Genomic DNA, 25,790 nt, shown 5'->3' with positions numbered 1-25,790 from the left:
ATTTATCTACCTCGTCTTTCTCTAAGTCGTATTAATTGAGCTACTCTTGGCCTATTATATCTTTGTGTAATAATAATTGGTACATGACTCACACACACATATACAACATTAATCCATTTGATGTAACGTGGCGCATGTCCAAATATCAGTACTGGCAATATTGATATCCAATGTATTAACTCAGTTCTTCTCATTTCTAAAAGCAACTTGTGTATATCATCAGTACGAAAATTTAATTTACTTTTATCGTAAATATTATTATTAATCTTTGATCCTTCGGGTATCCATTTTTTCCACTTGTCAACTTTAAAAAGTCTATTCCAAATTCCGCCTTGATTTTCCCATTGACAAGGTTCAAAAAATAGATACGTTTTTTTAAAAAATGATAGTGGAATTTTAGTTCCTATATGCGCAATTAATAATTGTAATGTCGTCCAATACAAACTATGAATAAGGATTAATAGAAACATATTTTTCATTCGAAGCATCTTGGTCACAACTTTCTATAGAAAACTAAATATAATAATATTTGATAAAGATTTTCCCTATATGACTAGAATCAAACCTAAAGCATTATCCTATATTTGCTAATTAAGGTGGTACTTAACACTATTTCACCATTTAATAAATTAAGTGCTCGCTCTCATACATAATTTAACTTAACAAGATAATAGAAACATATTTGATAAACAAAAAAGGAGCAGAACAGAATTTATCTAAAATTCATAGTTCTACTCCTCTAAATTAATCCTATTTGAAAAAATATCAAAAACGCAAAATAACTTTCAAAATGATTGTGTATATGTTAAGAGCCCGGACATTTATTTAAATTTATCCAGACTCTTTGAATATTATATATAATTAGTGAATATAATTATATGAAGCAGCTTGGCTCGCAGAGATTGTACGTGAAGTGACAACACCTGCACCGTGACCGTAGTTCATTTCTGAAACTCTGATTGAACCATTGCTGTTTACACCTTCAACGTATGCTACGTGTCCGTATGCACCTTGTGATGTTTGTAAGATTGCACCTTTAGCTGGTGAATTGTTTACTGTGTAACCAGAACGTGCTGCAGCGTTTGCCCAGTTGTTTGCGTTACCCCATGTTGAACCGATTTTGCCACCTACTCTGTCAAATACATAATATGTACATTGACCTGAAGTGTATAAGTTACCAGATGCTGAGCGAGCGTTTGATAAAGATACACCGTTTGATGATGGTGCAGAAGTTGTTGTAACGTGAACATTACTACTTGATGTTGAATAGCTTGCGCCTAAACCACCAGTCGGTTGAGTTGTTCTTTGTGATTGCGTGTTGTTTGATTGATAGTTGTTGTAATTGTTGTAATTACTGTAGTTATTGTAGTTGCTATAGTTATTGTAACCATAGTTGTTGTAGTTATTATAACTATTATAGTTATATGAAGTATTTACACGATCTGGACTCCAGTTACCTTTCCAAGTGTAGTGGTAGTTACCTTCAGCATCGATTGTGTAAGTATAGCTATATGAATAAGGGTCGTTAGGATTGTACCCATTATTATTTTGTTCTGCTGCTTGTGCGTCATGGTGTGCAAAAGCGAAAGTAGCGATTCCTGCAGTTGCAATTGTAGCTGTAGCGATTTTTTTCATTGTTAAATATCCTCCTAAAAATTTAAATAATTAATTTCATATAATGAATAGTCATGTGACTAAAATATTAACTTTGTTATCCTTGGTTTCGTTCTTTTTAACGACAAGCATTACTTTATCAGAAAAATGTACGTTTGTGTGCGGTGTTATCATTTTGTAATGTTTATATAGAGTTGTTTTGTTAAATGAAGTCTGTAAAGAGCGTAACGAAAGCATGTAACTAACAATATTTCATGTAACGTTTTAGAATTGTTATATTCTTGTAATAATAAATTTTGCTCTTATTACAACTTTAGCTATGATGAGTTTAGTTTTTCTTTTAAATATTTAGTCAATAAAGAATATTTACTTGATGTAAATTTAATCTTAAATAACGCTAATATTATTCATAAAATTGATAAAAAATGAGGTGAGATAGAATTCGTATCGAATTCGTTATCTCACCCCATCACAATGGTGAACTATAATAATAAATACCATATACCCATTTTTGACTTAATTGTTATTGTCATCTTACTAAATCATGACTAAGCAAACATTGAATCTCACTCTAATTTCTAGTGATATATAGCGCTCTTATTTTTATTTTTGAACATTATTTTTCATTAACTTCTTTCATTTTCTTAATGATCTCATTAGATAATGCCTTAACACCACTGTATTCCAAGTGTATACCATCATATGCAAAATACTCAGAATGACCCTCAGATGCTTTATACCAATCAACAATATGAACATTTTTATGCTTCTTGGCTACTTGTTCCATAATTTTATTATTAGTCGACTCATAGTCTCTCGGTACTCTTACCTTAATTAAGTAAATATCTGCTTCACCTAAAGAATCAATTAATTCATTCATTTGATCTTTCGTAAACTCACCGTTCGTACCAAGTTCTATCACAACACTCTGACCTTTTTTAGTATAATCTTGGTACTTCTGATTGATTAAATCTTTGCCCTCAATTAACTGTCGTCCAACTTTTCCATCAATATTAGCATGTGGCACTTTTTTACTAAAGACCTGACCGATATCTACCATTACTGAATCTCCCAGCAATAATGGAGACGCTTCTTTAGGATTAAAATGTTGTTGTGAAGACTTATCTTGATTATTTTCATCTGGCTTTTTAGGTTTTGCTTTCTGGTTCGTTTTAAAAGATTTTTGTTTCGCAGCTTGTTGTTTATCATGCTCTTTACCCAAACTATCATAGGCACCAAATACTATGAGTGCAGAAGGAACAAGCAAGATTAATACAATAATCGTTCTTGAAAATCTTGTTAAATTTTTCGGCATCACTGTGAATGCTTTGAATCCATTTTTTCTAATAGGCGTTTCAATAAATTTATAAGATACTTCAGCCATGACAAACATAAGTATCACTTCACAAATATATACAAACCAAGGAATCTGACCTTGTACGAAATAACTATTCATAAAAATAATGATAGGATAGTGCCATAAATATAAACTATACGATCTCTTGCCTATATAAATAAATAACTTGAAACTTAGTATTTTCTTTAAGACACTTGATGGATGCACAACGCTTGCAATGACAAACAGTGTCAAGAACGAGATGGCATAAAATCCTCCACTATATATCCATTTATCTTGATCACTAACCACTACAAACAAATAAATGAGCACTGCCATTCCGACTATGCCTATTGCACTTATACTTGCTTTAGCACCTTTAGATATATCCTTTCTGAAAGAAAATGGTGGCCAAATAAATGCTAGTAAGCATCCTAATAACAACGTTTGTAAACGTGTGTCAGTTCCGAAATAAACTCTAGAATTGTTACCTGTATACATATGTATCGTTATCATTGCAGTTAATGATAATAAAGAGATGATTAATAGAATAATCATTGTAGTTCTCTTTTTGAAAAACTTTAATAACCCTAAAAGTATAAATGGAAAGAATAGATAGAATTGTTCTTCAATAGCTAATGACCATAAATGTTTTAATGGCGCTACAGCAAATTGATTAAAATAGTCTACGTCTTGTATGATATACCACCAGTTCGAAACATAGAAAAGTGCTGCTATAGCATCATGTTTTATACTAATAATTAATTCAGGTTTAAATAGTAATGTATATATTAAAACAACCGTGACAACAAACATCATTGCTGGTATTAATCGTTTAAATCTTCTAAGCCAAAAATTAACTAAATTAATAGAATTATTTCTATAGTACTCACTTAATAATAAACTAGTTATGAGATAACCAGAAATAACAAAAAAAGTATCTACTCCAAGGAATCCACCAGATAACCATTTCGTGTTTAAATGATAAATGATTATCCCAATGACTGCTATAGCTCTCAAACCATCTAAACCAGGCAAATAGTGCGGTTTATAAGTTTTGTTGAGACGTCTATAATTGTTCTCGTTCATTCAATTACACTCCGTTTAATTTTTAAAATACTTGCTCTTAATATTATCACAATTACATCCTCAATTGCATTGACATATCATCTTTTCACTTAAATATTATACTTTAACAAATTAAATAGGCATACATTTATTAAAACATCTTCATATAAGTTGTGTAGGTATGCAATTTAAATGTATCTATATATGATATTAAACACACCATTTATATAACCATATCTTTTAAATAAATACAAACATAATATCATTTAACTTTATTATACTTTTCAGTCTAGATGTTATATTTTTCACTTTGTTAACATCACTTAGTTATATAAATCATTTTAATTAGACTTTCAAATAAAAAAAGAGCCTAGAACACAAAGCGATGTGTCCTAGGCTTCTTAATTTATTGCATCGATAACTAAAATTAAAACTTACTTATATATAACAGAGTTCTTTTTAGTCCTCGTTGCTGAGAGGACAACGAATGCTGTCCCACTTTTTCTAATTATATTATTAGATTTGGATTACATACCCCAAGCAGATAAACCTTGCGCTTTATACGCTTTATAAGCTGCATTGATTTGATCATCTACTGAACCAGTTGAACCCCAACCTGGCATAGTTTGGAATAATCCAGCTGCACCTGAAGCATTACGTGCATGTAATTGACCATTTGATTCTCTAGCAATGATGTGTTCCCATGTTGAAGCAGATACACCAGTACGTGCAGCCATTTGAGCAGCAGCATATGAACCTACTGAACCAGCAGTATTACCATTTGATAATCTTACTGAACTACTGTGAGAGCTGTAGTTATGGCTTGGTGCTGAGTATGAAGTAGTTGATGTGCTGTAGCTACGACTTTCTGAAGAAGTTGGAGCTGAAACAGCTTGTACATTTGTGTTACTAGATTGTGCATTTTCACTTACTTCTTGGTTTGATGATGATTCTGTATAATCAGCATCTGAACCTGCTACAGTGTAGCTCCATGACCATTCAGAACCATTTGAAGTAAAGTTGTATTGGTATCCATTGTCTACGAAATGAATATCGTAAGCACCAGCTTGAACTGGTTTAGCATTTAATTCTTCAGGATTATGTTGTGCTAAATCTACTAAGTGTGCTTTATCAACGTTAGTAGTTTCTGAAGCGTGTGCTTCATGTCCTGATAAACCATAACCTGCAATTCCTAAAGATACTGCTAATGTAGAAGCGATAACTGTTTTTTTCATGATATATAAATCCTCCAGATATAAATTTAAAATTTGTTTGTTTTGTTATTTAAATGTTTTAAATTCGTTGTGCTATATTGAAAATGTTTTTTGTTAACTTTTGACGCTACCCACTATATCATAAAAATCGCCTTTGTATATTACACGTTCCTTACAAAAGGTTACAATATCAACGCTCTTTTGTAATCTTAAAACAGATATATTTCAGTTTGTAACATATAATTTCTTAATATTAGTTTCATATTCCATCTTAATTTAAGTAATTACATCGTGTTTCAAGCTGAAATACCATTATATTAAGTTATCTGTAAAATTACAGATTGCAATGTTGTTACATAAATGAAATAATTCTAACTATTTGATTCTAAGTATTATCATTTTTAATGAAGATTTGTTCATTTAAATGAGGTTACTTTTTAACTCTTATTCTTTAATAAACAAAATATAACTCTATGTATCAATTTGGAACTCAAAATATCTTTTGTATTAAACGACGTTACCTTTTTCTATATAGGTGAGTTATCCTTTTAGACTATATAATAGAAGAAACACAGTATTTTCATTCATAAACATTTCATTATATTAAAAAAGAGAGTCAGACCAATGAATAATGTTTCATCCACGGTCTCACTCTCGAGATTTTTATTTAAAATTAATACGTTTTAACTCCCCATAGTACTTCTTCACATTTCCTAATAATTGTTTTAAGTACTTCAATCCGACCCGTTTTTTTATGATCTGCCGGAACAATATACCAAGGGGCGTATGAAGTGTTTGTAGATTCAATCATATCATGACTTGCTTCTAAATATTCATCCCATTTTTCTCTATTACGCCAATCTTCTTCAGTAATCTTCCATTGTTTATCAGGATTATTTTCACGGTCTTTAAAACGTTTTAGCTGCTCATCCTTATCTAAGCTCAAGAAGAATTTTAAAATGATTGTACCTTCATCTGTCCACATCTTTTCAAATTGATTAATTTCATCAGATGCACGTTGCCATTCATTCTGGCTCGCAAAACCTTCTACACGTTCAACTAGTACACGACCATACCAACTACGATCAAATATTTCTATATGACCTGATTTTGGCATCTTTTTAGCAAATCTCCACAAATAATGATGATTAAGTTCGACATCCGTAGGCGCACTAATACCATTCACTTCATATCCTGTTGGATCTAATTTTTCTCTAATACGTTTAATATTGCCACCTTTACCGGCAGCATCCATACCTTCGAAAACCAAAACAAGAGGAATCTTTCTTTCATATAAAGCAAATTGGATTTCTCTCATTCTCTGTTGCAATTCAACAATGAGATTCTTATACGTTTTTTTGTCTACTTTCTTAAGATTATTATCAAATAAAGAAGTCGTGAAGCCTGATGTGAACTTACTGTTGACTTTAGTCGTTTGTTGTTCAACTTTTTTTATAGCTTGCTCAAGTCTATCAATTAAATGTAAGTACATTTTTTCAAAAGCATGCTCGCGCTCTGTGTAATCGATGACTTTCCAATCTTTATCCTTCTTGATGAATTGATGCATTTGATTTAGATAACTTTCTTGAGGTATAACATTTTCATATTCTTGAACTTTCCATCTAGTTAAGGGATTATCTTTTGTATGTTGAATATGTTCATTGCGTTTTTCTTCATTTATTTCTATGAAAAACTTTATAATTTCATAGTTATCATTCTTTAACATCGATTCAAAATGATAAATTTGATTGACTAAAACATCATAATTTTTATATTGATCATGCTTAATTTTATTTTCTTTATAATCTAAAAAGTGTGAATACCAACTTCTAAAATAAATATTTATATTACCCTTTTGTGGTAACGTATTCCAATATTTTTGTAAAAATTGATAACGTAAATCGTTTGATTCTGGCGATTTAGTAGCTATAAATTGCGAATATTTGGCATCTAGGTGCAATAGTAATTCATTTGATAAACGTGTCTTCCCTGAAGCAGGAATCCCCTCAAATAATACCATAATTGGAATACCTAATTCATGAGTACGTCGACTTAATCGAGCTACTTTCAATTGTAATTCTTCTAGTTTCCCTGACATCGTTTCACCCTCTATATATGTTAAAGTTAGATGCTATATTATTATATTTTAACATAGAAAAATCTCTTCAACGTTCTAAACGTCGAAGAGAAATGACGGTTTATCCCATAAATTTAAAAATATCATTCTCATACAAATGAATAAATCTTCTTAGTATTAAATCTAAAATCCATGCAACTAGAAACGGCACAACAAAAAAGGCGATGACAATAAGTAATAAACTTAACCATGCAGAATCAACATGCATAAATTTGAAGGCATTAATAGGCCCAACCATTCCGATAAAACCAAATCCTGCTGATTCTTTTGTTCCTGAAATACCAATAATTCCAGAAGCAATACCAGATATTGCCGCTGTCAAGAAAATCGGAATCATAATGACAGGGTATTTAACCATATTTGGCATCATCATTTTCACCCCACCGAAAAATATTGATAAAGGAATACCTACATGATTAACTTTGCTGGTACCAATCAATAATACAGCTTCTGTTGCTGCTATACCTATTGAAGCTGATCCTGCAGCAATACCTGATAATCCAATAGCAATAGCTATGGCAACAGTTGACAATGGCGATATGATTATAAAACTAAACACCATAGAGATTAACATACTCATAAACACTGGTTGTAATTCAGTAAAGCTATTAACCATGTTACCAATTCCCGTAGTAATTAACCTTACATATGGTAAAGTAAATACGCCGATTGTAGCTGCTAAACCACCAACAACTGTCGGAAAAACAATTAAAGCCATACTACCAACACGTTCTTCTATTAATAAAATAAGTAACACGGCGATGGACGCAGTTAACATCGTATTAATTAAATCACCAATTCCCGTAATTACCCATGTACCTTGTTTAAATTGAGCTGCACCACTACCAACATATGAAGCACTTGCTACTACAGCTATTGCTAATGGTGTCATATTGAACTTCATAGCTATCAATGCTCCAATAAGCGCTGGCACTGTAAATTGGATGGCTTGAACGACCCCTAATAAAGTTTTGAAAATAGGATGATATTGCATAAAGTATTTAAAAATTTCTCCCAAAATCGCATTTGGAACGAGTCCGGCTACTATTCCAATTGCTACCCCTGATAACACTCTAAAAATAAAATCCTTTGGTCCATCGATATTTTTTATCGTCGACATAAGTTAAACCTCCCAATGTGCTAAGTAAAATTATGTATAAAAAGAGTCTCGAAGCCTATATATGATTCAATTAAATCTTTCTTAGATGCTGTAACTTAGAGGGATAATTAGTGAAATGCATATATGACATTCAAGACTATGATCAATAGTATACCATATTTTTCTGAAAATTAAGATAACTTATTTGCCATTTAATTCAAAACATTAATTTTTTAATTAAAATACACTTCATAACCTTTAGTTTAAATACTAACGTTATGAAGTGTTACCTAACTCACCCTATTTGAAATAATAAGTGCTTTACTCTTCCTCAGTTTCAATTTTAGCTTTGCGAGATTCTTTTTTATATTTTTGATACATCAATAGCATGATAACAAACCATACGGGTGCAGAAAGTACGGCATAACGCGTTGCACTATTAATCAATAATATAATAAAAATAAATGCAAAGAAGCCTAAAATACTGTAAGCCATGTATTTTCCGCCCCACATTTTATAGTTACTCTCTTTATGCTGTTTCGGATCATGTCTTAAATAACCTAGATACGCAATCATAATAATTGTCCAAATCATAATATTTAAAACAGTTGAAAATGTTGTAATTTGTACAAACACTTTAGTCGCATCTTTAAAAATTGCATTTAACACGACTGAAATACTTAATAAGCCACATGTCATTAAAATAGCATAATGTGGTACGCCATGCTTATTGGTTCTATGTAAGAATGCTGGACCCTGCTTTCTTCCAGCTAATCCAAACATCGTACGGCTATTAGCGAATATACCACTATTACAAGAAGACGCTGCGGCTGTGAGCACAACAAAGTTAATAATACCTGCTGCAAAAGGGATTCCAACTAATCCAAACATTTTAACGTATGGACTGTCAGCAGGATTTAATTGTTGCCATGGTACAACAGACATGATAACTGCTAACGATCCTACATAAAATAATAATATTCTAAACGGTACATTATTAATTGCTTGAGGAATTGTTTTGTGAGGATCTTTAGTCTCCCCTGCAGTTATTCCAATCAACTCAATACCAATAAATGAAAATATTGCCATTTGGAATGACATGAAGAAACCTTGTGCACCATTAGGGAAAATGCCTCCGTCTTTCCATATATTCGTCACCGTTGCAGGCCCATAGCTTGTCTTCATTCCAAATACAATCATAACAACACCAACGGCTATCAAAGCTAAAATAGTCAAAACTTTAATAATAGATAGCCAAAATTCTAATTCTCCAAATAATTTAGCACTGAATAGATTTAAAGCAACTAAAACTAAAATCGTCGCTGCAGCTGTTAACCAGTTTGGAATTGTTGGATACCAGAAGGAAACATACTTGGCAACAGCAGTCACTTCTGCCATTCCTGAAATAATCCATGTTAACCAATATGTCCACCCCACCATAAAACCTGCCATAGAACCAATATGATGATGAGCAATATCACCAAAAGATTTAAATCCTAAATTGGATAACAGTAATTCTCCCATAGCTCTCATGAACATAAAGAGAACAAAACCTACTATTATGTATGTTAGTAAGATAGATGGGCCTGCTAAATGAATAGATTGGCCAGCACCAAGAAATAAACCTGTTCCAATAGCCCCGCCAATAGCAATTAATTGTATATGTCTATTGCTTAATTCTCTTTGCAGTTTGTCTGCCATAATCTTTTCTTCTCCATTTCATAGAGTAATTCACTGACTGAAGATTATGTCGTACGTCATACCCCTTTTTTTATAATAAATTTCTTTTAATTATAGAAAAATAGTATTACAAATTTTAATATACCCTATTTTAAAAATTTTCAATCAATCTTATTTTTAAAAACCTCACTAAAGCCCGTTGATATCTTTAGTGAAGTCGATGTTCTTTATTCTAAAATAATTTTCATAGAGCTTTGTACACTATCAGCATACATACCTCCAAATTTAAGTAAATGTATCATAAGTAAATATAATCTATAAAATTCTATTCGTTTTTGTGACCCCTTGGCTAGTGGTAACTGTTGATTATATTCATCATAGAACTCTTGTGTAAATCCACCAAATACTGTAGTGATTCCTATGTCAAACTCTCTATCTCCATAAAGTGGTGCAGGATCAAATAAAGCAGGTTGGCCATTTGTTAAGAACATATAGTTACCTCCCCATAAATCACCATGTAACAGAGAAGGTTTACTAGTATGATTTGATAGCTCGTCAACAATAACTTTTCTTACACTTTCATACATCTTTTTATCTTCTTGTTTCCACAATCCTACACGTAATAACTCATCTTGTAAGTGATCCATTCTACGATCTATAAAAATCTCTTTCCATGTCTCAGTCCATGAATTATCAAATGAAATATCTGCACCTTCATGTGGTAAACGGAATCCAAATTTATTATCTTGTTGGTATTGGCTATGCATTCTAGCAACTAATCGAGCAAGCTCTCTTTGACTTCCTTGACCACCTTCTTCAAGATAACTTAATAATAAATATGCGTCTCCATTTATCTCTCCACTTGCAATTACTCTTGGAGCTGTTATACCTGCATTTTCAAATTCATTTAGTCCTGCAATTTCTGCGGCATAAAAGGCTTCTGATCGTTGACGTTGAACGAGTAGAAAAAAAGTATCTTCTTCAACTGTAGTGACTTTAAATGCTTCATTTACATCTCCACCGCTTACTGGATAAATGTCTTTCACATTGTCAAGTGGCAATGCGCTCATCCATTGTTCATTCATTTTCTCACCCTCTTAACTTTATATTATATCTACATTATTATATTACCTATAATGAAAACATTAATCTTAACTTCTTTATATTATTAAATTAAGTCAATTTTTTAACTTTCTAATATTTAACTATGAAATTTTACATGAAAATGCTAGTCTATTAAAAGAATGAATTTCAAACATATTAACTGGGGATAGTAAGCCTCAAATATAATGAAATAGGAGCATTTATATGTACAAATTAGTTAAGCCTTTATTATTCAAATTAGATCCTGAACGAGCACATGGTTTGACCATCAATGCGTTGAAGTGTGTTCAAAAATGTTCACCCATTTTACCTATCGTTAATAAGTTATTTACTTATAACAATCCAATATTAACGCAACATATTCACGGCATTTCTTTTGATAATCCTATCGGGTTAGCTGCAGGTTTTGATAAATCTTGTGAAGTTCCAAAAGCACTTGAAAACATTGGCTTCGGTGCAATTGAACTCGGCGGTATAACACCTAAGCCTCAACCAGGTAATCCAAAACCGCGCATGTATCGTTTACTAGAAGATGATGCACTCATCAATCGTATGGGATTCAATAATAAGGGGATGAATAAAGCATTAAGTAATTTACGTAATCATTCATGCTCAATACCAGTAGGATTAAATGTTGGTGTGAATAAATCAACTTCCTATGAAAATCGCTATCAAGATTACATTAAAGTGATCGATACATTTAAAAATGATGTCTCATTCTTTACAGTGAATATTAGCTCCCCAAATACAGAAAATCTCCAAAACTTTCACGACGAAGATGAATTTTCGATGTTATGTGATGCTTTAAAAACATTTAAAGCTAAGAACAATATTAATGTACCTATCTTTTTAAAGTTAACATCTGATATGGAATTAGATGGTTTTAAAAAAATCTTGCCTTCAATTACAGATACATTCGATGGGGTTGTGTTGGCAAATACAACACGACAACGCGATGGATTAAATTCAAAAAATAAAATACAAGAAGGTGGTTTGAGTGGCAGACCATTATTCGAAAGAAACTTACAGCTGGTTAAATATGCCTATCAACAAACACGAGGTAACTTCTTAATTATTGGAACTGGTGGTATATTCAGTTCTGAAGATGCTATCAAAATGTTAAGAAACGGTGCATCATTACTACAAATATACTCTTCATTAGTCATTGAAGGACCAGGTTTGACTAAGAAAATGAATAAAGAAATCGCGCATTATTTAACTCGTCATGGTTATGCTAATGTAAGTGATATTATTGGTTTAGATGCATAAATTACAATTATGAAACTGCCTTTTAAATAATGAATAATTTAATAAATAACGTATATAAGTTTAAGAATGCTATTATTCATTGGAGGTCCTATCATGGATAAAATAAACAAAGAAGATACCGATACTAAAAAAGATAGTAATAACAATTATAAACATCAAAATGACCATATAGATAGACAAGGTTTAAATGGTTATCAAAAAACTGATTTGGATCTTGAGATAGAACGAGAACTACAGGAAATGATGGAAAATGGAGAATCTAATAAAGAAACAAAAAGTAAGCATTTCAAAATCTTATCTTTCGTTTCAATGATTGTCATTGCAGTGATAGCCATCATACGATTCATCCAAAAAACGATATAAATATACAAATGCCTACTCATATGAGTAGGCACATTTTATATTTTTAAAATTGTTGTAAAAATGCTTGAGCATCTTTATTTATTTGTTTAAAATCTATACCTTGCTTCATCGCTGCAAATACACAGCCACAATAACATTGTCTAAAAATATTATAATCATTACACATTTCGATAGAACGTTCATACCCTTTATTCTTTTTAAAATCACTTGGTAAATATTTTACATTATATATATTTTGTACATCCATACCTAGTTCATTGATTAATTGGGCATTTTTCTTTGGAGAGAGTGTGATTGCACTACCAAAATAATCGTAACCATGTTCTAAAGCAGCTTTTGCAACAATTTCTAATCGCATCTCGAAACAAGCCGTACACCTTAGTCCACCTTCCGGCTCTTCAGTTAGACCTTTATCTTTTGCCATTTTCATAAATTTATGCGGTTCATATTCGGCTTCAATATACTTTACATTTGCACCTGTTTTATTATTAAAATCATTTACAAATTGTTCTTGAACTTTAGCACGTCTTAAATATTCACTTTTGGGATGTATATTAGGATTCGCAAAATAAATCGCTATATCCGCATATTGTGTTAAAAACTCTAACGTATATGTACTACAAGGTGCACAACAACTATGAAGTAAGATTTTTGGACGTTCTCCATCACGTTCCCATTGAGAAATTATCTTTCTTAATACTTTATCATAGTTGATTTTTTGATTTTTCATTTTAGCTAAAATTTGATTCGCTTCAATCACAATATGACCTCTCTTTCATCTACATAACACATTATTTAATAATATTATATATTACCGAATATATAAAGGAAATATTGAACGTACAAGACAATTCGACTTTAACTCTTAAAAAATTTAAAAAAGTGACCGAATTCGAATTGCGTGTATTGCCACATTTTAACAACAAGTCCTAAAAATAAAAATTTGTTACATAGCTACTTTAAAATTAGTCATCAATTCCCACTACAATAAAACACCTGAGACAATTATTTTTGCCTCAGGTTCTTGCATTAAATATTAATAACCAGATCCAACTTCTTCACCATCTTCGTCATATTCTGTAACATAACCGTCGTCAATGTCTACCGTATACGATCCAGCTAAATCTCCATCTTTATCTAAGAATGAAAAACCCCATTTACCATCACCGGTTTTTTCAGGTTCTTTATACGTATACGTATCAGTATCTAGTGTATGTCCTTCATATGACTCTACTTTATCAATTACATTTTCACGCGTTACTTCACCACTACTTGAATCGTTATCTGACTCGTCATCTGCATCATCATCGTATTTTTCATCTGATTTTTTATCGACATACTGATCAATAGCTTCTTCATCGAATTTGACTGTGACATCTGTCACGCCACCATCTTTTTCGCTTGCACTTGCTACATTGACCGAATTTGATTTAAAAGTTTTTCCTTCGTATGAACCTTCAGCGTGAACGATAACTTCTTCATCCGGATCATAAGGACCATATGTTTCTGATGAAAAACCATCGCCTATTTCTTTACCATTAGCATATATTTTTACATTATCTAATATATATCCGCCTTCAGTATCAACATTAAAACGTTTTTGTTTAAACGATTCATATGCAATACTATCACTTTCACTCATATCAATTGTAAGAGCGCCTTTAAAATTTTTACCTTCCATGTCTTTTGATGCTTTTAAATTATAATCACCGATAGGAAATGTTCCTAATTCTTTATCGTCATCTTCTTCTACAGAAATATGATGTTTATCCCCGTTAAATTCATAAGTAATTTCACCACTATCACTTGAAACGAGCGTAATTGTTTTTTGAGGAACATTAAATTGATAGTTATCAAAAAAAACATATTTTTTTCCGTCTTTAGATATATTTAAAATATTATTACCATTTGCATCTACAGATAAATTGTTATAGTGATTATTTTTAATATCTTTGGTGTTTTCTTCAACTTTGTCAGCAACATGCTTTAAATCATTTTCTGCTTTAATATACTTTAAGTACGCACGTGCTTCTTCTTCACTTAAACGATGATTGTTTGATGTTAATTGCTTAGATAACGATTTAGCATCGTCTTTTTTGATAGCATGTGCAATGTGAGTCGCTTGTTTTTCTGGTGACATTTGATTTTTAGCTATAGTAAATATTACTACCAAAGCAATGATAATAGCTAACACTATAGTAACAATCAACCAAGTTTTTTTATTACTCTTATTGGAACGTGGTTGCTGATGAGAATAACGTTGTTCTGAATGTTTATAATTAGGTCCATCATTTCTCACAGGTGTACCACAATTTGTACACACCTTTACACCTTCTCGAAGAGGTTGACCACAATGACTGCAATATTTCATATTTTAATAAGTTCCTCCTTCAAATAAATCCCCTAGTTCTTCTATAAAATCACCAAATATTTGATGGAAAAATGCCTCCCCAAAAATACGAATAAATAAGAACAAAATAATGATATAAATAATCACACCATAAAAGCTGGATATTCTTGTTTGATTACCCGTGCTATATTTCGCAATTAGATAAATACCAGAAGCAATAAATAATAATAAAGACAATAATGCTATACTTCCGCCAAAGCTGTATGATTCTGCTAATGTTAAAATTACAGAAATAATTAAAATTGCTAACGAAACACTATTAATTAACACATAGTCTGATAATACTTTTTTAAAGGTAATAGGTTGTCTAACTACTAAACGTGTAAGTCCAAATATTGCACCTACTATGACAACCAAAAATAGAATAATACCGAAAATGATACTCGTTACCAAACTACCTCTTGTAGTACCGAAAATACCAATCTCAACTGGTATTACGGAAGCGAGTAAAATTGCTAATACAATAAAACCGATTACTAATAATGATAATAATAATTTAAAACTGAAAACATGATTAGTTTGAATGATTTTATCAGGTGCAGTAAATGCACTTTTAAAGAACCCTTTACTTTCATTTGTTACTTGTTTAGCTTGTTGACCTATTTGACTTTGTTGTTGATTGTGTTGATTTTGAGGAATTTCTCGATGTTGAGGTCTTTGGTGGTATGTAGAGAGATTTGATTGTTGGTTATCATTATGTGACTGCTTAGATTGTAATGTTGAATCTGCTACGTCATTTTCATTTGATCTAGTCTCATCATGAGATGTTGAATCAACATTTTGATGAGTCGCTACGTTGTTTTCTTTATTATTTGATGTTATGTTTGGTTCTTCATCATTCTTTTCAGCTTTTGTTATTTCACTTTCTGCATTTCTGACTGACTGTGGATGTCGACTTATTTTATGCCCACATTCACCACAGAATAAATCATCATCTTCTATTGGATTACCGCAATTCGGACAATGCATATAAAACCCTCCTATAATAAATATTTTGTAATCTTTTAAATTATATCATTTTATTTATATTGTTTTCTACAAAAATCCTAAAAACCTTATTTATTTAATCGGGTATAGTGAATTGTGGTACATAGATTTCATATAAAGGAGTATATATTTTCCGTCACTTTTTCAACTCATATATTCTCAAATTGATTTATAGTAATAGCATGATATTTTACTTCATTATTACTATTTAGACATTTATTTCAAAACAATATCATTGAAATATAAAAAAGAGTCTGGACATCCATATACCTTGTGTCCAGACTCTTAATCATCCTCTTAGTAATTTATTGATTCAATCATCAACTTATTTATAACTTTTCAGTTTTTTGATTTTAAAATCGATAATGACCCTATCAATTGAGAATGAATTCCATCTCATCTCTTATACATTTGATATCGTATTTTCTTTCTCATTTATCATTTCTATAATTTCATTATTTTCATTTAACACAGCTACTTTTGGTGAGTGATTTACCATTTCATCTTCATTTAATTGTGCATATGTCATAATAATAATGACGTCTCCAACTTCAACTAGCCTTGAAGCCGCGCCATTTAAACACATCTTTCCACTACCACGTTCTCCAGCAATGACATATGTTTCAAATCGAGCACCATTATTATTATTAACAATAGCAACCTTTTCATTGGGTAAAATATCAACCGCATCTAATATATTGGCATCTATTGTTATACTTCCAACGTAATTTAAATTAGATTCTGTAACTCTAGCCCTATGGATTTTCGAGTTCATAAATGTTCTAATCAATATAGTCATCTCCAATAATTATATTATCTATCAATCTTGCTTTAGAAAATTTAACTGCCAATGATATGAATATTCGTCCATGAATCTCTGATTGTTGTATGAGATTTGGATAACTATAAATACCCAAATCATCAATATGTCCACTAATATTTTTGTTTAAATACGCAGTGATTTGACTTATAATCTCATTGCTATCTCGTTCACCCGCTTCATACAAATTCTTTGCTAAGCGTAGACTTTGATATAAATGTTTTGCCTCTCTTCGTTCATCAGAGGTCAAATAAATATTTCTAGAGCTTTTGGCTAAACCATCTTTTTCTCTTACGATATCAATGCCAATAACGTGTACAGGAAGATTAAAGTCTTTAACCATCTTTTCAAAAATAGCTAATTGTTGCGCATCCTTTTTCCCGAAATAGGCATAATCTGGTTGTACAATATTAAATAATTTGTTGACCACGGTCACAACACCTTCGAAGTGTCCAGGTCTTTGTGCTCCCTCTAATACTTGTGCCAAGTGTCCAACTTTGAGATGAACGCCTAATTCTTCTGGATACATTTCATCTACACTTGGATGGAAAACATAGTCCACTTTTAACTTTTTTACTGCATCCACATCATCATCGAGTTGACGTGGATAAGCATCAAAATCCTCATTTGGTCCAAACTGCAAGGGATTCACAAATATACTAATAACCGTGAGATCATTTTCGTTTACAGATTGCTTAATCATGGTTAAATGACCATCATGTAAAGCTCCCATAGTCGGAACGAATCCTATTGTTTTACCTTCACGTTGATATTGTTTAACAATAGATTGCATTTCATTAATTTTTGTAATAACTTTAGTCATGTTGCTCTACCTCATCCATAATACGTTTTTTATAAGTATGCTTTTCAGAAGGAAACGCCCCGGCTTTAACCTCTTCATTATATTGCCTTAATCCATCAATACCGCTTGAAAAGTCTGCAAATTGTTTAACAAACTTAGCGTGTCGATCAACACCATAATTTAACATATCATGATAAACTAATACTTGCCCGTCAGTATCTTTACCTGCCCCTATACCTATAACTGGAATAGTGAGTTGCTGACTAATTTCTCGAGCTAAATCACTAGGTATGGCTTCTAAAACCAGTACTACTGCACCAGCAGTTTCCATAGCTTTAGCATCTTTGATAAGTTGCATAGCGGCTGTCTTTGTATCCCCTTGAAGTTTATACCCCATTACACCTACACTTTGAGGTGTAAGACCTAAGTGAGAAACAACAGGTATACCCATTTTAGTTGCTTTTTGAATAAATGATGCAAGATGAGCCCCTTCTACTTTGACAGCGTTAGCATTCGTGTTTTGATAAAGCTTAAGTGCATTTTTTAAATCTTCTTCATCACTTAAACCAACAGTCCCTATAGGCATATCAACAACTATAAATGTATCCGGAGCACCTCTTTTAACAGCCTTACCATGATGAATCATATCGTTCAATGTTACTTGAACAGTACTATCATATCCTAATACTGTCATTCCTAAAGAATCTCCTACCAAAATCATGTCAATTTCAGCTTGTTGTGCTTGCTTAGCACTAGGATAATCATAAGCTGTAACCATAGAAATCTTTTGCTGTGATGTCTTCATTTTGTTTAAATGATTTAAAGTTTTCAATTCATTTCACCCTCAATTTCCTTTATTATTAGCAATAGTATAATGAATCGTAAAAAGAAAGGAAAGAATAAAGTTATGACAATTGCCATTATAGGCCCAGGTGCAGTGGGTACAACGTTAGCTGTTGAATTAAAAAAAGTTCTACCAGATACGGAACTCATCGGCCGGCAAGATAAATTAATGACCTATTTCCCAGAAAATACTTCAAATGGAAGTCATGTTAAAGTGACTTCATTTAATCATATTAATCAAACTTTTGATGTCATTATCATAGCAGTTAAAACACATCAATTGAATGACCTCATTAAACAATTACCTAAAATCACTCATGACGATTCGCTCATTATCTTAGCACAAAATGGCTATGGACAGCTTAATAAACTTCCATATCAACATGTCTTTCAAGCAGTCGTCTATATTAGTGGACAAAAAGTTAACAACAATGTTCAACATTTCAGAGATTACCAACTATGTATTCAAGATAGCACACTAACTCGTCAATTCAAGCAAATGGTTCGTCCTTCCAAAATAGAGGTGGTTTTAGAAGAAAATATTGAAAAAAGCATTTGGTATAAATTATTAGTGAATTTAGGTATAAATACCATCACTGCTATTGGACGTCAACCAGCTAAAATTTTAAAATCTCCTCATATTGAGTCGATATGTCGTCGTATATTAGTTGATGGTCTTAAAGTTGCTAGAGCTGAACAAATTGACTTTGAAGATCATATCGTTGATGATATTTTAAATATTTATAAAGGTTATCCAGACGAAATGGGAACAAGTATGTATTACGATGTCATTAACAAGCACCCTCTTGAAGTCGAGGCCATACAGGGTTATATATATAAATGTGCAAAAAACCATCATTTAGAAACACCCTATCTAGATATGGCTTATACATTTTTATACGCTTATCACCTCGAATACACCCAACCAGATTGATATCTTAGGTGAATCATTCATTAAAAAATATGACTTTTTCTCAAATAAATGTCTTTATTCTACAAATAAACAACCTCATATTTGAAATGCGTTTACTTTATAAATTCTAACCATCATAAACATACAACAAAGCCTAGAACACAAATTCATGTCCTAGGCTTTGTTAACCGTATAGATAATTTATACTTGAATTGAAGATGTTGTTTATATCAAACTTTTTCAATAGTAGTACAAGAAACCCCAACATAGAGAGTTTCATTCAGAAATTCTCTATGTCGGGGTTCGTTACCCAGATAAGACAATATATTCAATACATATTTTATCTTATCCTCATCTATTTAGTATACAAATCATTGTAGTCTATAATGTTTGGAGTTAAGGTACATCTAGCTAACAATTATTCAGCTTCTCTGATTTCATCAGCTATATCTTTATAGTCAATGTCAGCATCAGTAAATGATTTAGCATCTACTGGGAAGTGTTGTTCAAATGTTTCAAAGTTTTGTATTTCAACAGTCACATCATCCACTTCAAAGTCTAAAATATGACCACCGAAATCACGATCATCATTTGCAAAGTGAATATGGAAACCTGCAGAACCAATACCATGGAATAATTCTGGAGTGAAGAAACCTACGATTGAACCTTTGATATTTTCACGTGTTTCTTCAGGTTGTCTACGAGCTGAATCAATTAAACGTGTGTATGGAGGTTCTTGACCAGGCATCATACGTACATGCATTTTTTTAAACGTTCCTGAAATTTTAACTGCTGAGAACATATTTTCACTTGTCATTTGTTTTTTAACTTCATCGAATACTTCTTCTTGATTTTTATTAGAAGTTTTAAAACTTGAGTCTGCTTTGAATTTTGTAACTGTTGCATATGGTGTCATTTCGTCGCCTGTCAATTCTATAAACTCTTTATGTTCATTTGCATGATAAGCTTTACCATCAACAAAAATTACTTCTCCATCAGAACCTGTAAGCGTAGCAATACCTAAATCACCATGTTCTAATAAGTCATTAATTGAAGCAGTTCCTTCTAATAAACCTGCCATTAAAGTTCCTAATGTTCCGTGTTGATACAATACATTAGTCATTCATAATCACTCCTATTAATATTCATTACTTGAAGAAACGCATCCTAAGGTAGCCTTTCAACCTTAGAGTGCGTTCTATTAAAATTCAACTTAGTATCATTGGTTAATATATTAATTTAAAGCATTTGGTAACATATTTGTAGATAATTTAACATTATCTGCATAGTTAACTGGGATATCAATTAATACTGGTCCATCAGTTTCGTAACCCTCTTTAAGTGCTGCCTCTAATTCTTCTTGATTAGTCACACGTAATCCTTTAGCGCCAAATGATTCTGCATATTTTACATAATCAACTGGTCCAAATTCTACACCTGCAGAGCGTTTGTATTTCATTTCTTCTTGGAATTCAACCATGTTATAACGACCATCATTCCAAATTAATTGAATGATATTTAAGTTTTTACGTACTGCAGTTTCTAATTCTTGTCCTGAGAATAGGAAACCACCGTCTCCAGCTACAGAAACAACTTGTGTATTTGGACGTACAAGTGCAGCTGAAATAGCCCATGGAAGTGCAACACCTAAAGTTTGCATACCGTTACTGAATAGTAAATGTCTAGGATTGTAACTTCTGTATTTACGAGCCATCCAAATGTAATGGCTTCCCACATCTACAGTTACAGTAGTATCATCAGTTAAAACTTTTTGCATTGTTTCAATGATTTCAACTGGGTGCATCACACCTTCTTTGTGAGTTGCTTTAATTCCAGTTGCTTCTATGATTTCGCCTCTTAATTTTTCAAGTTCATCTAAATGATCTTGATTAATAAATGGTTCATTTACATGTTCAGAAATCATATCGATTGTACCTGCAATGTTTCCGATTAACTCTTTAACTGGTTGCATGTAATTTGTGATTTCAGCATGTTCTTCATCGACATTGATGATTTTAGTATCTAATTCTTTATTCCAGTTACTTGCTTCATATTCAATAGGGTCATAACCGATTGTGATAACTAAATCACTTTTTCTAAGTAATTCGTCACCCACTTGGTTTCTAAATAAACCAACACGACCGAAGAAGTGATTTTCTAATTCGCGACTAATTACGCCGGCACCTTGGAATGTTTCAACAACAGGTAAGTTTGTTTTTTGAACTAAACGGCGAATAGCTTCTGTTTCAGCTTGGCTTGAACTTCTCATTCCAGCTAATAATACTGGGAATTTAGAATTTTTAATAGCCTCAATCACTTCATTAATTTCTTGTTCTGAAGGTACACCAAGATGTGGTTTTTGACATAATGAAATTGCATCAGCTTTGACAGGTGATGAAATAACATCTTGTGGAATACTGATAAAGCTCGCTCCATTTTTACCTGAAGTGGCTGTACGCATTGCATTCGTAATAACCTCTGATAGTGATTCTGGATCTTGTACTTCTGCACTATATTTAGTTGAGGATCTAAGTAATGATGCATTATCAATACTTTGATGTGTTAAACGTAATAAGTCATTTCTTTTAACTTGACCACCGATAGCTAATACAGGGTCACCTTCAGAAGTTGCAGTTAATAAACCAGTAGTTAAGTTACTTACCCCTGGGCCACTTGTAGTAATAGCCACACCTGGTTTTCCTGTTAAACGACCAATACCTTGTGCAATCATTGCTGCATTTTGTTCATGACGCGTAACGATTAATTCAAGATCGTCATCCTCTAGTGCATTAAATAAGTAGTCGATTTTCGCACCTGGAATACCAAATACATACTCAACTCCATTATTTTTTAAAGTATCAATTACCATTTGTGCTGCAGAATATTGTTTTTCCGCCATTTATATTCATTTCCTTTCAAAAATTAAGTTCACTCAAAACATCTTCGTCATTCTTATAAGTTTTAAACTAAATGTTTTATAGAATCATAAGTGTCTTCTAAAGTTTTCACTGATTTTTCTAGTAATTGTAGTTCGTTATCATTTAATGGTGTTTCATAAATTTTAACTGCACCATTTTGATTGATAAGTGTTGGTAAGCCAAGATAAACATCTTTAAATCCATATTGACCATTAAGTTGACTAGAAACTGTCAAAATACTGTTTTCATTATTTAATAAAGCTTTAGAAATACGTAATAGTGCTAAAGCTATACCATAATACGTAGATCCTTTAGCTTGAATGATATCGTAAGCAGCATCTCTTGTATTAATATAAATTTCATTCGCTTTAGCATCGCTACCAGTTTCTTCTTTCAATGTATCATACACTGAAATACCTCCAACGTTTGCTTGAGACCAAACTGCAAGTTCAGAGTCACCATGTTCACCTATAATGCTAGCGTGAACACTACTTGAAGTAACACCTAATTCTTTACTTATTAAATATCTGAATCTTGCACTATCAAGCACTGTACCAGAACCAATAACACGTTCAGCTGGTAAACCTGTAACTTCTTTAACATAACGTGTTAAAATGTCAACTGGGTTTGCAGCAATTAAGAAGAAACCATCAAAGCCACTATCCATGACACTAGTTACGATACTTTTCATGATTTTAGTATTTTTCTCAACAAGTTGTAAACGAGTTTCACCCGGTTTTTGAGGTGCACCTGCTGTAATAACAACTAAATCTGCATCTTTACAATCTTCATATTCTCCAGCTTTTACAGTCACTGGTGAAGAACTGTAAAGTGCACCATGGTTTAAATCTTTAACGTCTGCTTCCACTTTATCTTTTGCAATATCAATAATTACAAATTCATCTGCAATTCCTTGAGTCACCATAGCAAATGCATAACTTGAACCTACGGAACCGTCTCCTACTAGAACAACTTTTTTCCCAAATTTTTTCATTTTAACGAACTCCTTCATAATAAAGTTACACAAATAACTGTGTTAGCTTATTTGTATAATATTTCTATTAAAATAACTAGAATTTTACTTCAGTTCAGATATAAAAAATTCATTTTAATGACAATTTTTCAACACTTTTCTGAAGTAATCAACTCAGCGACTAACTTTATTACGTTTATTATTATAGTACGTGACAAAGTATTAATAAAATACATAATAACGATGTTAACCATTCATAAAAGGAATAGGTTTCCTATAGAAAAATGTAATACTTTGTTTGTTCATATATGAAATAAACGAATGTGAGTTAATCGCGGTCTTTTTCGACAATAAAGACATCAATTCAATGCCTTTATTAAAAGACTACCTACTAGGCCATACCCACCTCTATGTATAAACTAACAATTAAATACAGTGAATTCCAAATATTTATCAATAAGTATAACGTCAAAGCATCGAAAGATCGTAATTGATTAAAATATCTACCGTCGCATACCTTTTTCAAGAATTTATAATATAAAAGTTTAACATCGGCACATTTTAAAACTAAGCTATCAACTTCCAATACACAAAACACCTGAGACAAATATCAATGTCTCAGGCTCAGTTATTTAAGTATAAACACCTACTTGAAAAGCACACTTCAATTTATGTACTAGTCATTTTAATATTTAAATAGTGGAGCAAGAACTATTAGTATACCTTAATGAATTTTAAGTGCATATGTACAATACATTAAAAATGTGTTCGTGCCTCTAACATATCTTCGGCATTATTAAAAATAGACAAGTTGTTATATCGACTTTGATATAAAATCCTTTACTAAGTATTAACCTATGTTGGTTTCATCTCAGAAATAAATTCAATCCATTTGCGAGTTACATGATTGAGATAAGCATCTTTTCGCCATATCACGCCAAGATGCCATGATAATTCAACATTCTCTAATTGAATGGACGTTACGTTATTCCCCATTAAATTAACTAAACTTTCTGGAACGATACTTATTCCAATTCCTTGTTGAATCATGTTAGCGATAAAACTAATTTGAGAAATATTAGCAACAGTTTTAGGGTAATAGCCTAGCCTTTTACAATTCTCTATAATTTGATCTTTTAAATAATAATCATCATGAAATAAAACAAACTCTTCATCTTTCAAATCTGCCATGTCTACTTTATTTAAATGTGCTAAGTGGTGGTCATTACTTACGACTAATAGTAATTCCTCGTTATACAAAGAAGTTGAATGAAATTCAGTGTGATCTACAGGTAGTGTAGTAATACCAATATCCACATCATCATTAGATGTTAAGTTCTCAACAATTTTACCACCACCCTCAATCACTTCATATGTCACATTAGGATAGAGTCTGTGAAACTGATTCAATGCATTTGTAAACATTTGAACATTCATCATTGGTGATAATCCTATTTTAATATGACCTTTTTGAACGTTCACAATGTCATTCATTTCTAAAGATAATTTCTCGAATAAAGCTAAAAATTCTAAACTATTATCATAAAATGTTTGACCTATATCTGTTAGTTTTATTTGTTTTTGTGACCGGTCAAACAATGTAATATCATATTCATTTTCAATATTTTTAATCGCTTTGCTAATTGTTGACTGCGCAATGTATAAGTGTTCAGATGCTTGCGTCATACCACCTTGTCGTACAACTTCTACGAAATATTTAATTTGTTTAATTTCCATTTATATTCATCCTTAATTATCAACATTTGATTGATGGATATTTCTTCTCATAGAACCATCGTTTGATATCTAGCATTTTTTCATCGACATAACTTCTTCAATTATTCATTTACACTAACACTGATTAAACAATAAATCCTTGTATATATTTGTTTCAATTGACTAATACCGATTATTTTTCATCAGTATCACGATGCTCTCTTTTACGATAACATGTTTTACAAATATAGTTACTTTACTAATTTATAAATCATGTGAAGAAATACATGACAAATACCATAATTTAAAACTCCTGTGATATTAACATTCAATTTATATCATTTTGTCCCTATTGAAATTTAACTATATTAACTTAATCACTGTGAAAATAATTTTTATTAATTTTTCAGAATTTTTAGACAAAACATTTATCTTCTGTGCTATTATATTAATTATCAGAATCAGCCAACTCATTTATCTACATGTAAATGATTTTTAATACGTATTGTTAAGGAATGTTTGCT

At 31.6% G+C, this 25,790-nt stretch carries 21 protein-coding genes; 3 read left to right on the top strand and 18 right to left on the bottom strand.

From position 1 onward, the window contains the following. Positions 1 to 2 precede the first annotated feature (2 nt). The 8 genes from NST35_RS01775 to NST35_RS01740 form a co-directional block, all read right to left on the bottom strand. On the bottom strand, positions 3 to 488 hold the full coding sequence (locus NST35_RS01775) for a glycosyl-4,4'-diaponeurosporenoate acyltransferase CrtO family protein (protein ID WP_002458243.1): 486 nt from the start codon (positions 486 to 488) through the stop codon (positions 3 to 5). Between the two features lie 373 nt (positions 489 to 861). Then, complete coding sequence (locus tag NST35_RS01770; protein WP_002458244.1) at positions 862 to 1,635, bottom strand: CHAP domain-containing protein; 774 nt, start codon at positions 1,633 to 1,635, stop codon at positions 862 to 864. 595 nt (positions 1,636 to 2,230) lie between these two features. Further along, entirely contained in the window at positions 2,231 to 4,039 is a 1,809-nt protein-coding gene (locus NST35_RS01765; RefSeq protein WP_002458245.1) for an acyltransferase family protein, read from the bottom strand. Positions 4,040 to 4,545: 506 nt separating this feature from the next. Next, complete coding sequence (locus tag NST35_RS01760; protein WP_002458246.1) at positions 4,546 to 5,253, bottom strand: transglycosylase family protein; 708 nt, start codon at positions 5,251 to 5,253, stop codon at positions 4,546 to 4,548. Between the two features lie 652 nt (positions 5,254 to 5,905). After that, positions 5,906 to 7,330, bottom strand: a complete 1,425-nt coding sequence (locus tag NST35_RS01755) for a polyphosphate--AMP phosphotransferase (RefSeq protein WP_002458247.1) — start codon at positions 7,328 to 7,330, stop codon at positions 5,906 to 5,908. Positions 7,331 to 7,430: 100 nt separating this feature from the next. Beyond that, positions 7,431 to 8,489, bottom strand: coding sequence for a PTS transporter subunit IIC (locus tag NST35_RS01750; RefSeq protein ID WP_002447066.1), 1,059 nt, complete (start codon positions 8,487 to 8,489; stop codon positions 7,431 to 7,433). A 300-nt stretch (positions 8,490 to 8,789) separates the two neighbouring features. Beyond that, positions 8,790 to 10,169, bottom strand: a complete 1,380-nt coding sequence (locus NST35_RS01745; RefSeq protein WP_002458248.1) for an amino acid permease — start codon at positions 10,167 to 10,169, stop codon at positions 8,790 to 8,792. A gap of 206 nt (positions 10,170 to 10,375) precedes the next feature. Beyond that, on the bottom strand, positions 10,376 to 11,233 hold the full coding sequence (locus NST35_RS01740; RefSeq protein WP_340747237.1) for a fructosamine kinase family protein: 858 nt from the start codon (positions 11,231 to 11,233) through the stop codon (positions 10,376 to 10,378). 223 nt (positions 11,234 to 11,456) lie between these two features. Here NST35_RS01740 and NST35_RS01735 point away from each other — a divergent pair, with 223 nt between their 5' ends. Together NST35_RS01735 and NST35_RS01730 are read left to right on the top strand one after the other, a co-directional pair. Continuing rightward, positions 11,457 to 12,521: a quinone-dependent dihydroorotate dehydrogenase gene (locus NST35_RS01735; RefSeq protein ID WP_002458250.1), complete on the top strand. Its 1,065-nt coding sequence runs from the start codon at positions 11,457 to 11,459 to the stop codon at positions 12,519 to 12,521. Positions 12,522 to 12,614: 93 nt separating this feature from the next. Then, on the top strand, positions 12,615 to 12,884 hold the full coding sequence (locus NST35_RS01730; RefSeq protein WP_002458251.1) for a hypothetical protein: 270 nt from the start codon (positions 12,615 to 12,617) through the stop codon (positions 12,882 to 12,884). Positions 12,885 to 12,927: 43 nt separating this feature from the next. Here the strand turns inward: NST35_RS01730 and NST35_RS01725 are convergent, their stop codons facing one another. The 6 genes from NST35_RS01725 to panB all read right to left on the bottom strand — a co-directional run bounded on the left by NST35_RS01725 (position 12,928) and on the right by panB (position 18,735). Continuing rightward, a complete protein-coding gene (locus tag NST35_RS01725; protein ID WP_153647446.1) occupies positions 12,928 to 13,614 on the bottom strand; it encodes an epoxyqueuosine reductase QueH in 687 nt (228 codons plus the stop codon). Positions 13,615 to 13,920: 306 nt separating this feature from the next. Continuing rightward, positions 13,921 to 15,255 (bottom strand): zinc ribbon domain-containing protein, encoded by a 1,335-nt coding sequence (locus NST35_RS01720; RefSeq protein WP_193624001.1) that lies wholly within the window; start codon positions 15,253 to 15,255, stop codon positions 13,921 to 13,923. Between the two features lie 3 nt (positions 15,256 to 15,258). Next, the gene (locus NST35_RS01715; protein ID WP_002458253.1) at positions 15,259 to 16,263 is read right to left on the bottom strand and encodes a zinc-ribbon domain-containing protein; all 1,005 of its coding nucleotides are present in this window, start codon (positions 16,261 to 16,263) and stop codon (positions 15,259 to 15,261) included. A 421-nt stretch (positions 16,264 to 16,684) separates the two neighbouring features. Next, the gene (panD, locus tag NST35_RS01710; protein ID WP_002475660.1) at positions 16,685 to 17,071 is read right to left on the bottom strand and encodes an aspartate 1-decarboxylase; all 387 of its coding nucleotides are present in this window, start codon (positions 17,069 to 17,071) and stop codon (positions 16,685 to 16,687) included. Beyond that, positions 17,064 to 17,924, bottom strand: a complete 861-nt coding sequence (panC, locus tag NST35_RS01705; RefSeq protein WP_340747236.1) for a pantoate--beta-alanine ligase — start codon at positions 17,922 to 17,924, stop codon at positions 17,064 to 17,066. Before panC ends, panD begins: the two co-directional genes overlap by 8 nt. Continuing rightward, a complete protein-coding gene (gene panB, locus NST35_RS01700) occupies positions 17,917 to 18,735 on the bottom strand; it encodes a 3-methyl-2-oxobutanoate hydroxymethyltransferase (RefSeq protein WP_002458255.1) in 819 nt (272 codons plus the stop codon). Before panB ends, panC begins: the two co-directional genes overlap by 8 nt. A gap of 75 nt (positions 18,736 to 18,810) precedes the next feature. Here panB and NST35_RS01695 point away from each other — a divergent pair, with 75 nt between their 5' ends. Continuing rightward, positions 18,811 to 19,680 carry an oxidoreductase gene (locus tag NST35_RS01695; RefSeq protein ID WP_002458256.1) on the top strand — a complete coding sequence of 290 codons (870 nt, stop codon included), beginning with the start codon at positions 18,811 to 18,813 and terminating at the stop codon, positions 19,678 to 19,680. Between the two features lie 397 nt (positions 19,681 to 20,077). On the opposite strand, the gene budA is transcribed toward NST35_RS01695, so the two are convergent. From budA to cidR, 4 genes are all read right to left on the bottom strand, one after another. Beyond that, the gene (gene budA / locus NST35_RS01690) at positions 20,078 to 20,782 is read right to left on the bottom strand and encodes an acetolactate decarboxylase (protein ID WP_002447055.1); all 705 of its coding nucleotides are present in this window, start codon (positions 20,780 to 20,782) and stop codon (positions 20,078 to 20,080) included. Between the two features lie 111 nt (positions 20,783 to 20,893). Continuing rightward, positions 20,894 to 22,558, bottom strand: a complete 1,665-nt coding sequence (alsS, locus tag NST35_RS01685; RefSeq protein WP_002458257.1) for an acetolactate synthase AlsS — start codon at positions 22,556 to 22,558, stop codon at positions 20,894 to 20,896. A 62-nt stretch (positions 22,559 to 22,620) separates the two neighbouring features. After that, the gene (locus NST35_RS01680; protein ID WP_002458258.1) at positions 22,621 to 23,571 is read right to left on the bottom strand and encodes an L-lactate dehydrogenase; all 951 of its coding nucleotides are present in this window, start codon (positions 23,569 to 23,571) and stop codon (positions 22,621 to 22,623) included. Between the two features lie 834 nt (positions 23,572 to 24,405). Next, complete coding sequence (gene cidR / locus NST35_RS01675) at positions 24,406 to 25,287, bottom strand: cidABC operon transcriptional activator CidR (protein ID WP_001830605.1); 882 nt, start codon at positions 25,285 to 25,287, stop codon at positions 24,406 to 24,408. Between the last annotated feature and the right edge of the window lie 503 nt (positions 25,288 to 25,790).

The sequence above is a fragment of the Staphylococcus sp. FSL W8-0304 genome (assembly GCF_038006565.1).
In the GTDB taxonomy this organism is placed as follows: Bacteria; Bacillota; Bacilli; order Staphylococcales; family Staphylococcaceae; genus Staphylococcus; species Staphylococcus epidermidis.
The sequence above is the reverse complement of the archived record's forward strand: the minus strand, read 5'-3'. Positions and strand labels throughout refer to the sequence as shown.

Bases quoted from the DNA above. Each gene is read 5' to 3' on its own strand.
- NST35_RS01775 (WP_002458243.1), bottom strand. From the start codon at position 488: ATGCTTCGAATGAAAAATATGTTTCTATTAATCCTTATTCATAGTTTG.
- NST35_RS01770 (WP_002458244.1), bottom strand. From the start codon at position 1,635: ATGAAAAAAATCGCTACAGCTACAATTGCAACTGCAGGAATCGCTACT.
- NST35_RS01765 (WP_002458245.1), bottom strand. From the start codon at position 4,039: ATGAACGAGAACAATTATAGACGTCTCAACAAAACTTATAAACCGCAC.
- NST35_RS01760 (WP_002458246.1), bottom strand. From the start codon at position 5,253: ATGAAAAAAACAGTTATCGCTTCTACATTAGCAGTATCTTTAGGAATT.
- NST35_RS01755 (WP_002458247.1), bottom strand. From the start codon at position 7,330: ATGTCAGGGAAACTAGAAGAATTACAATTGAAAGTAGCTCGATTAAGT.
- NST35_RS01750 (WP_002447066.1), bottom strand. From the start codon at position 8,489: ATGTCGACGATAAAAAATATCGATGGACCAAAGGATTTTATTTTTAGA.
- NST35_RS01745 (WP_002458248.1), bottom strand. From the start codon at position 10,169: ATGGCAGACAAACTGCAAAGAGAATTAAGCAATAGACATATACAATTA.
- NST35_RS01740 (WP_340747237.1), bottom strand. From the start codon at position 11,233: ATGAATGAACAATGGATGAGCGCATTGCCACTTGACAATGTGAAAGAC.
- NST35_RS01735 (WP_002458250.1), top strand. From the start codon at position 11,457: ATGTACAAATTAGTTAAGCCTTTATTATTCAAATTAGATCCTGAACGA.
- NST35_RS01730 (WP_002458251.1), top strand. From the start codon at position 12,615: ATGGATAAAATAAACAAAGAAGATACCGATACTAAAAAAGATAGTAAT.
- NST35_RS01725 (WP_153647446.1), bottom strand. From the start codon at position 13,614: ATGAAAAATCAAAAAATCAACTATGATAAAGTATTAAGAAAGATAATT.
- NST35_RS01720 (WP_193624001.1), bottom strand. From the start codon at position 15,255: ATGAAATATTGCAGTCATTGTGGTCAACCTCTTCGAGAAGGTGTAAAG.
- NST35_RS01715 (WP_002458253.1), bottom strand. From the start codon at position 16,263: ATGCATTGTCCGAATTGCGGTAATCCAATAGAAGATGATGATTTATTC.
- panC (WP_340747236.1), bottom strand. From the start codon at position 17,924: ATGACTAAAGTTATTACAAAAATTAATGAAATGCAATCTATTGTTAAA.
- NST35_RS01695 (WP_002458256.1), top strand. From the start codon at position 18,811: ATGACAATTGCCATTATAGGCCCAGGTGCAGTGGGTACAACGTTAGCT.
- budA (WP_002447055.1), bottom strand. From the start codon at position 20,782: ATGACTAATGTATTGTATCAACACGGAACATTAGGAACTTTAATGGCA.
- alsS (WP_002458257.1), bottom strand. From the start codon at position 22,558: ATGGCGGAAAAACAATATTCTGCAGCACAAATGGTAATTGATACTTTA.
- NST35_RS01680 (WP_002458258.1), bottom strand. From the start codon at position 23,571: ATGAAAAAATTTGGGAAAAAAGTTGTTCTAGTAGGAGACGGTTCCGTA.
- cidR (WP_001830605.1), bottom strand. From the start codon at position 25,287: ATGGAAATTAAACAAATTAAATATTTCGTAGAAGTTGTACGACAAGGT.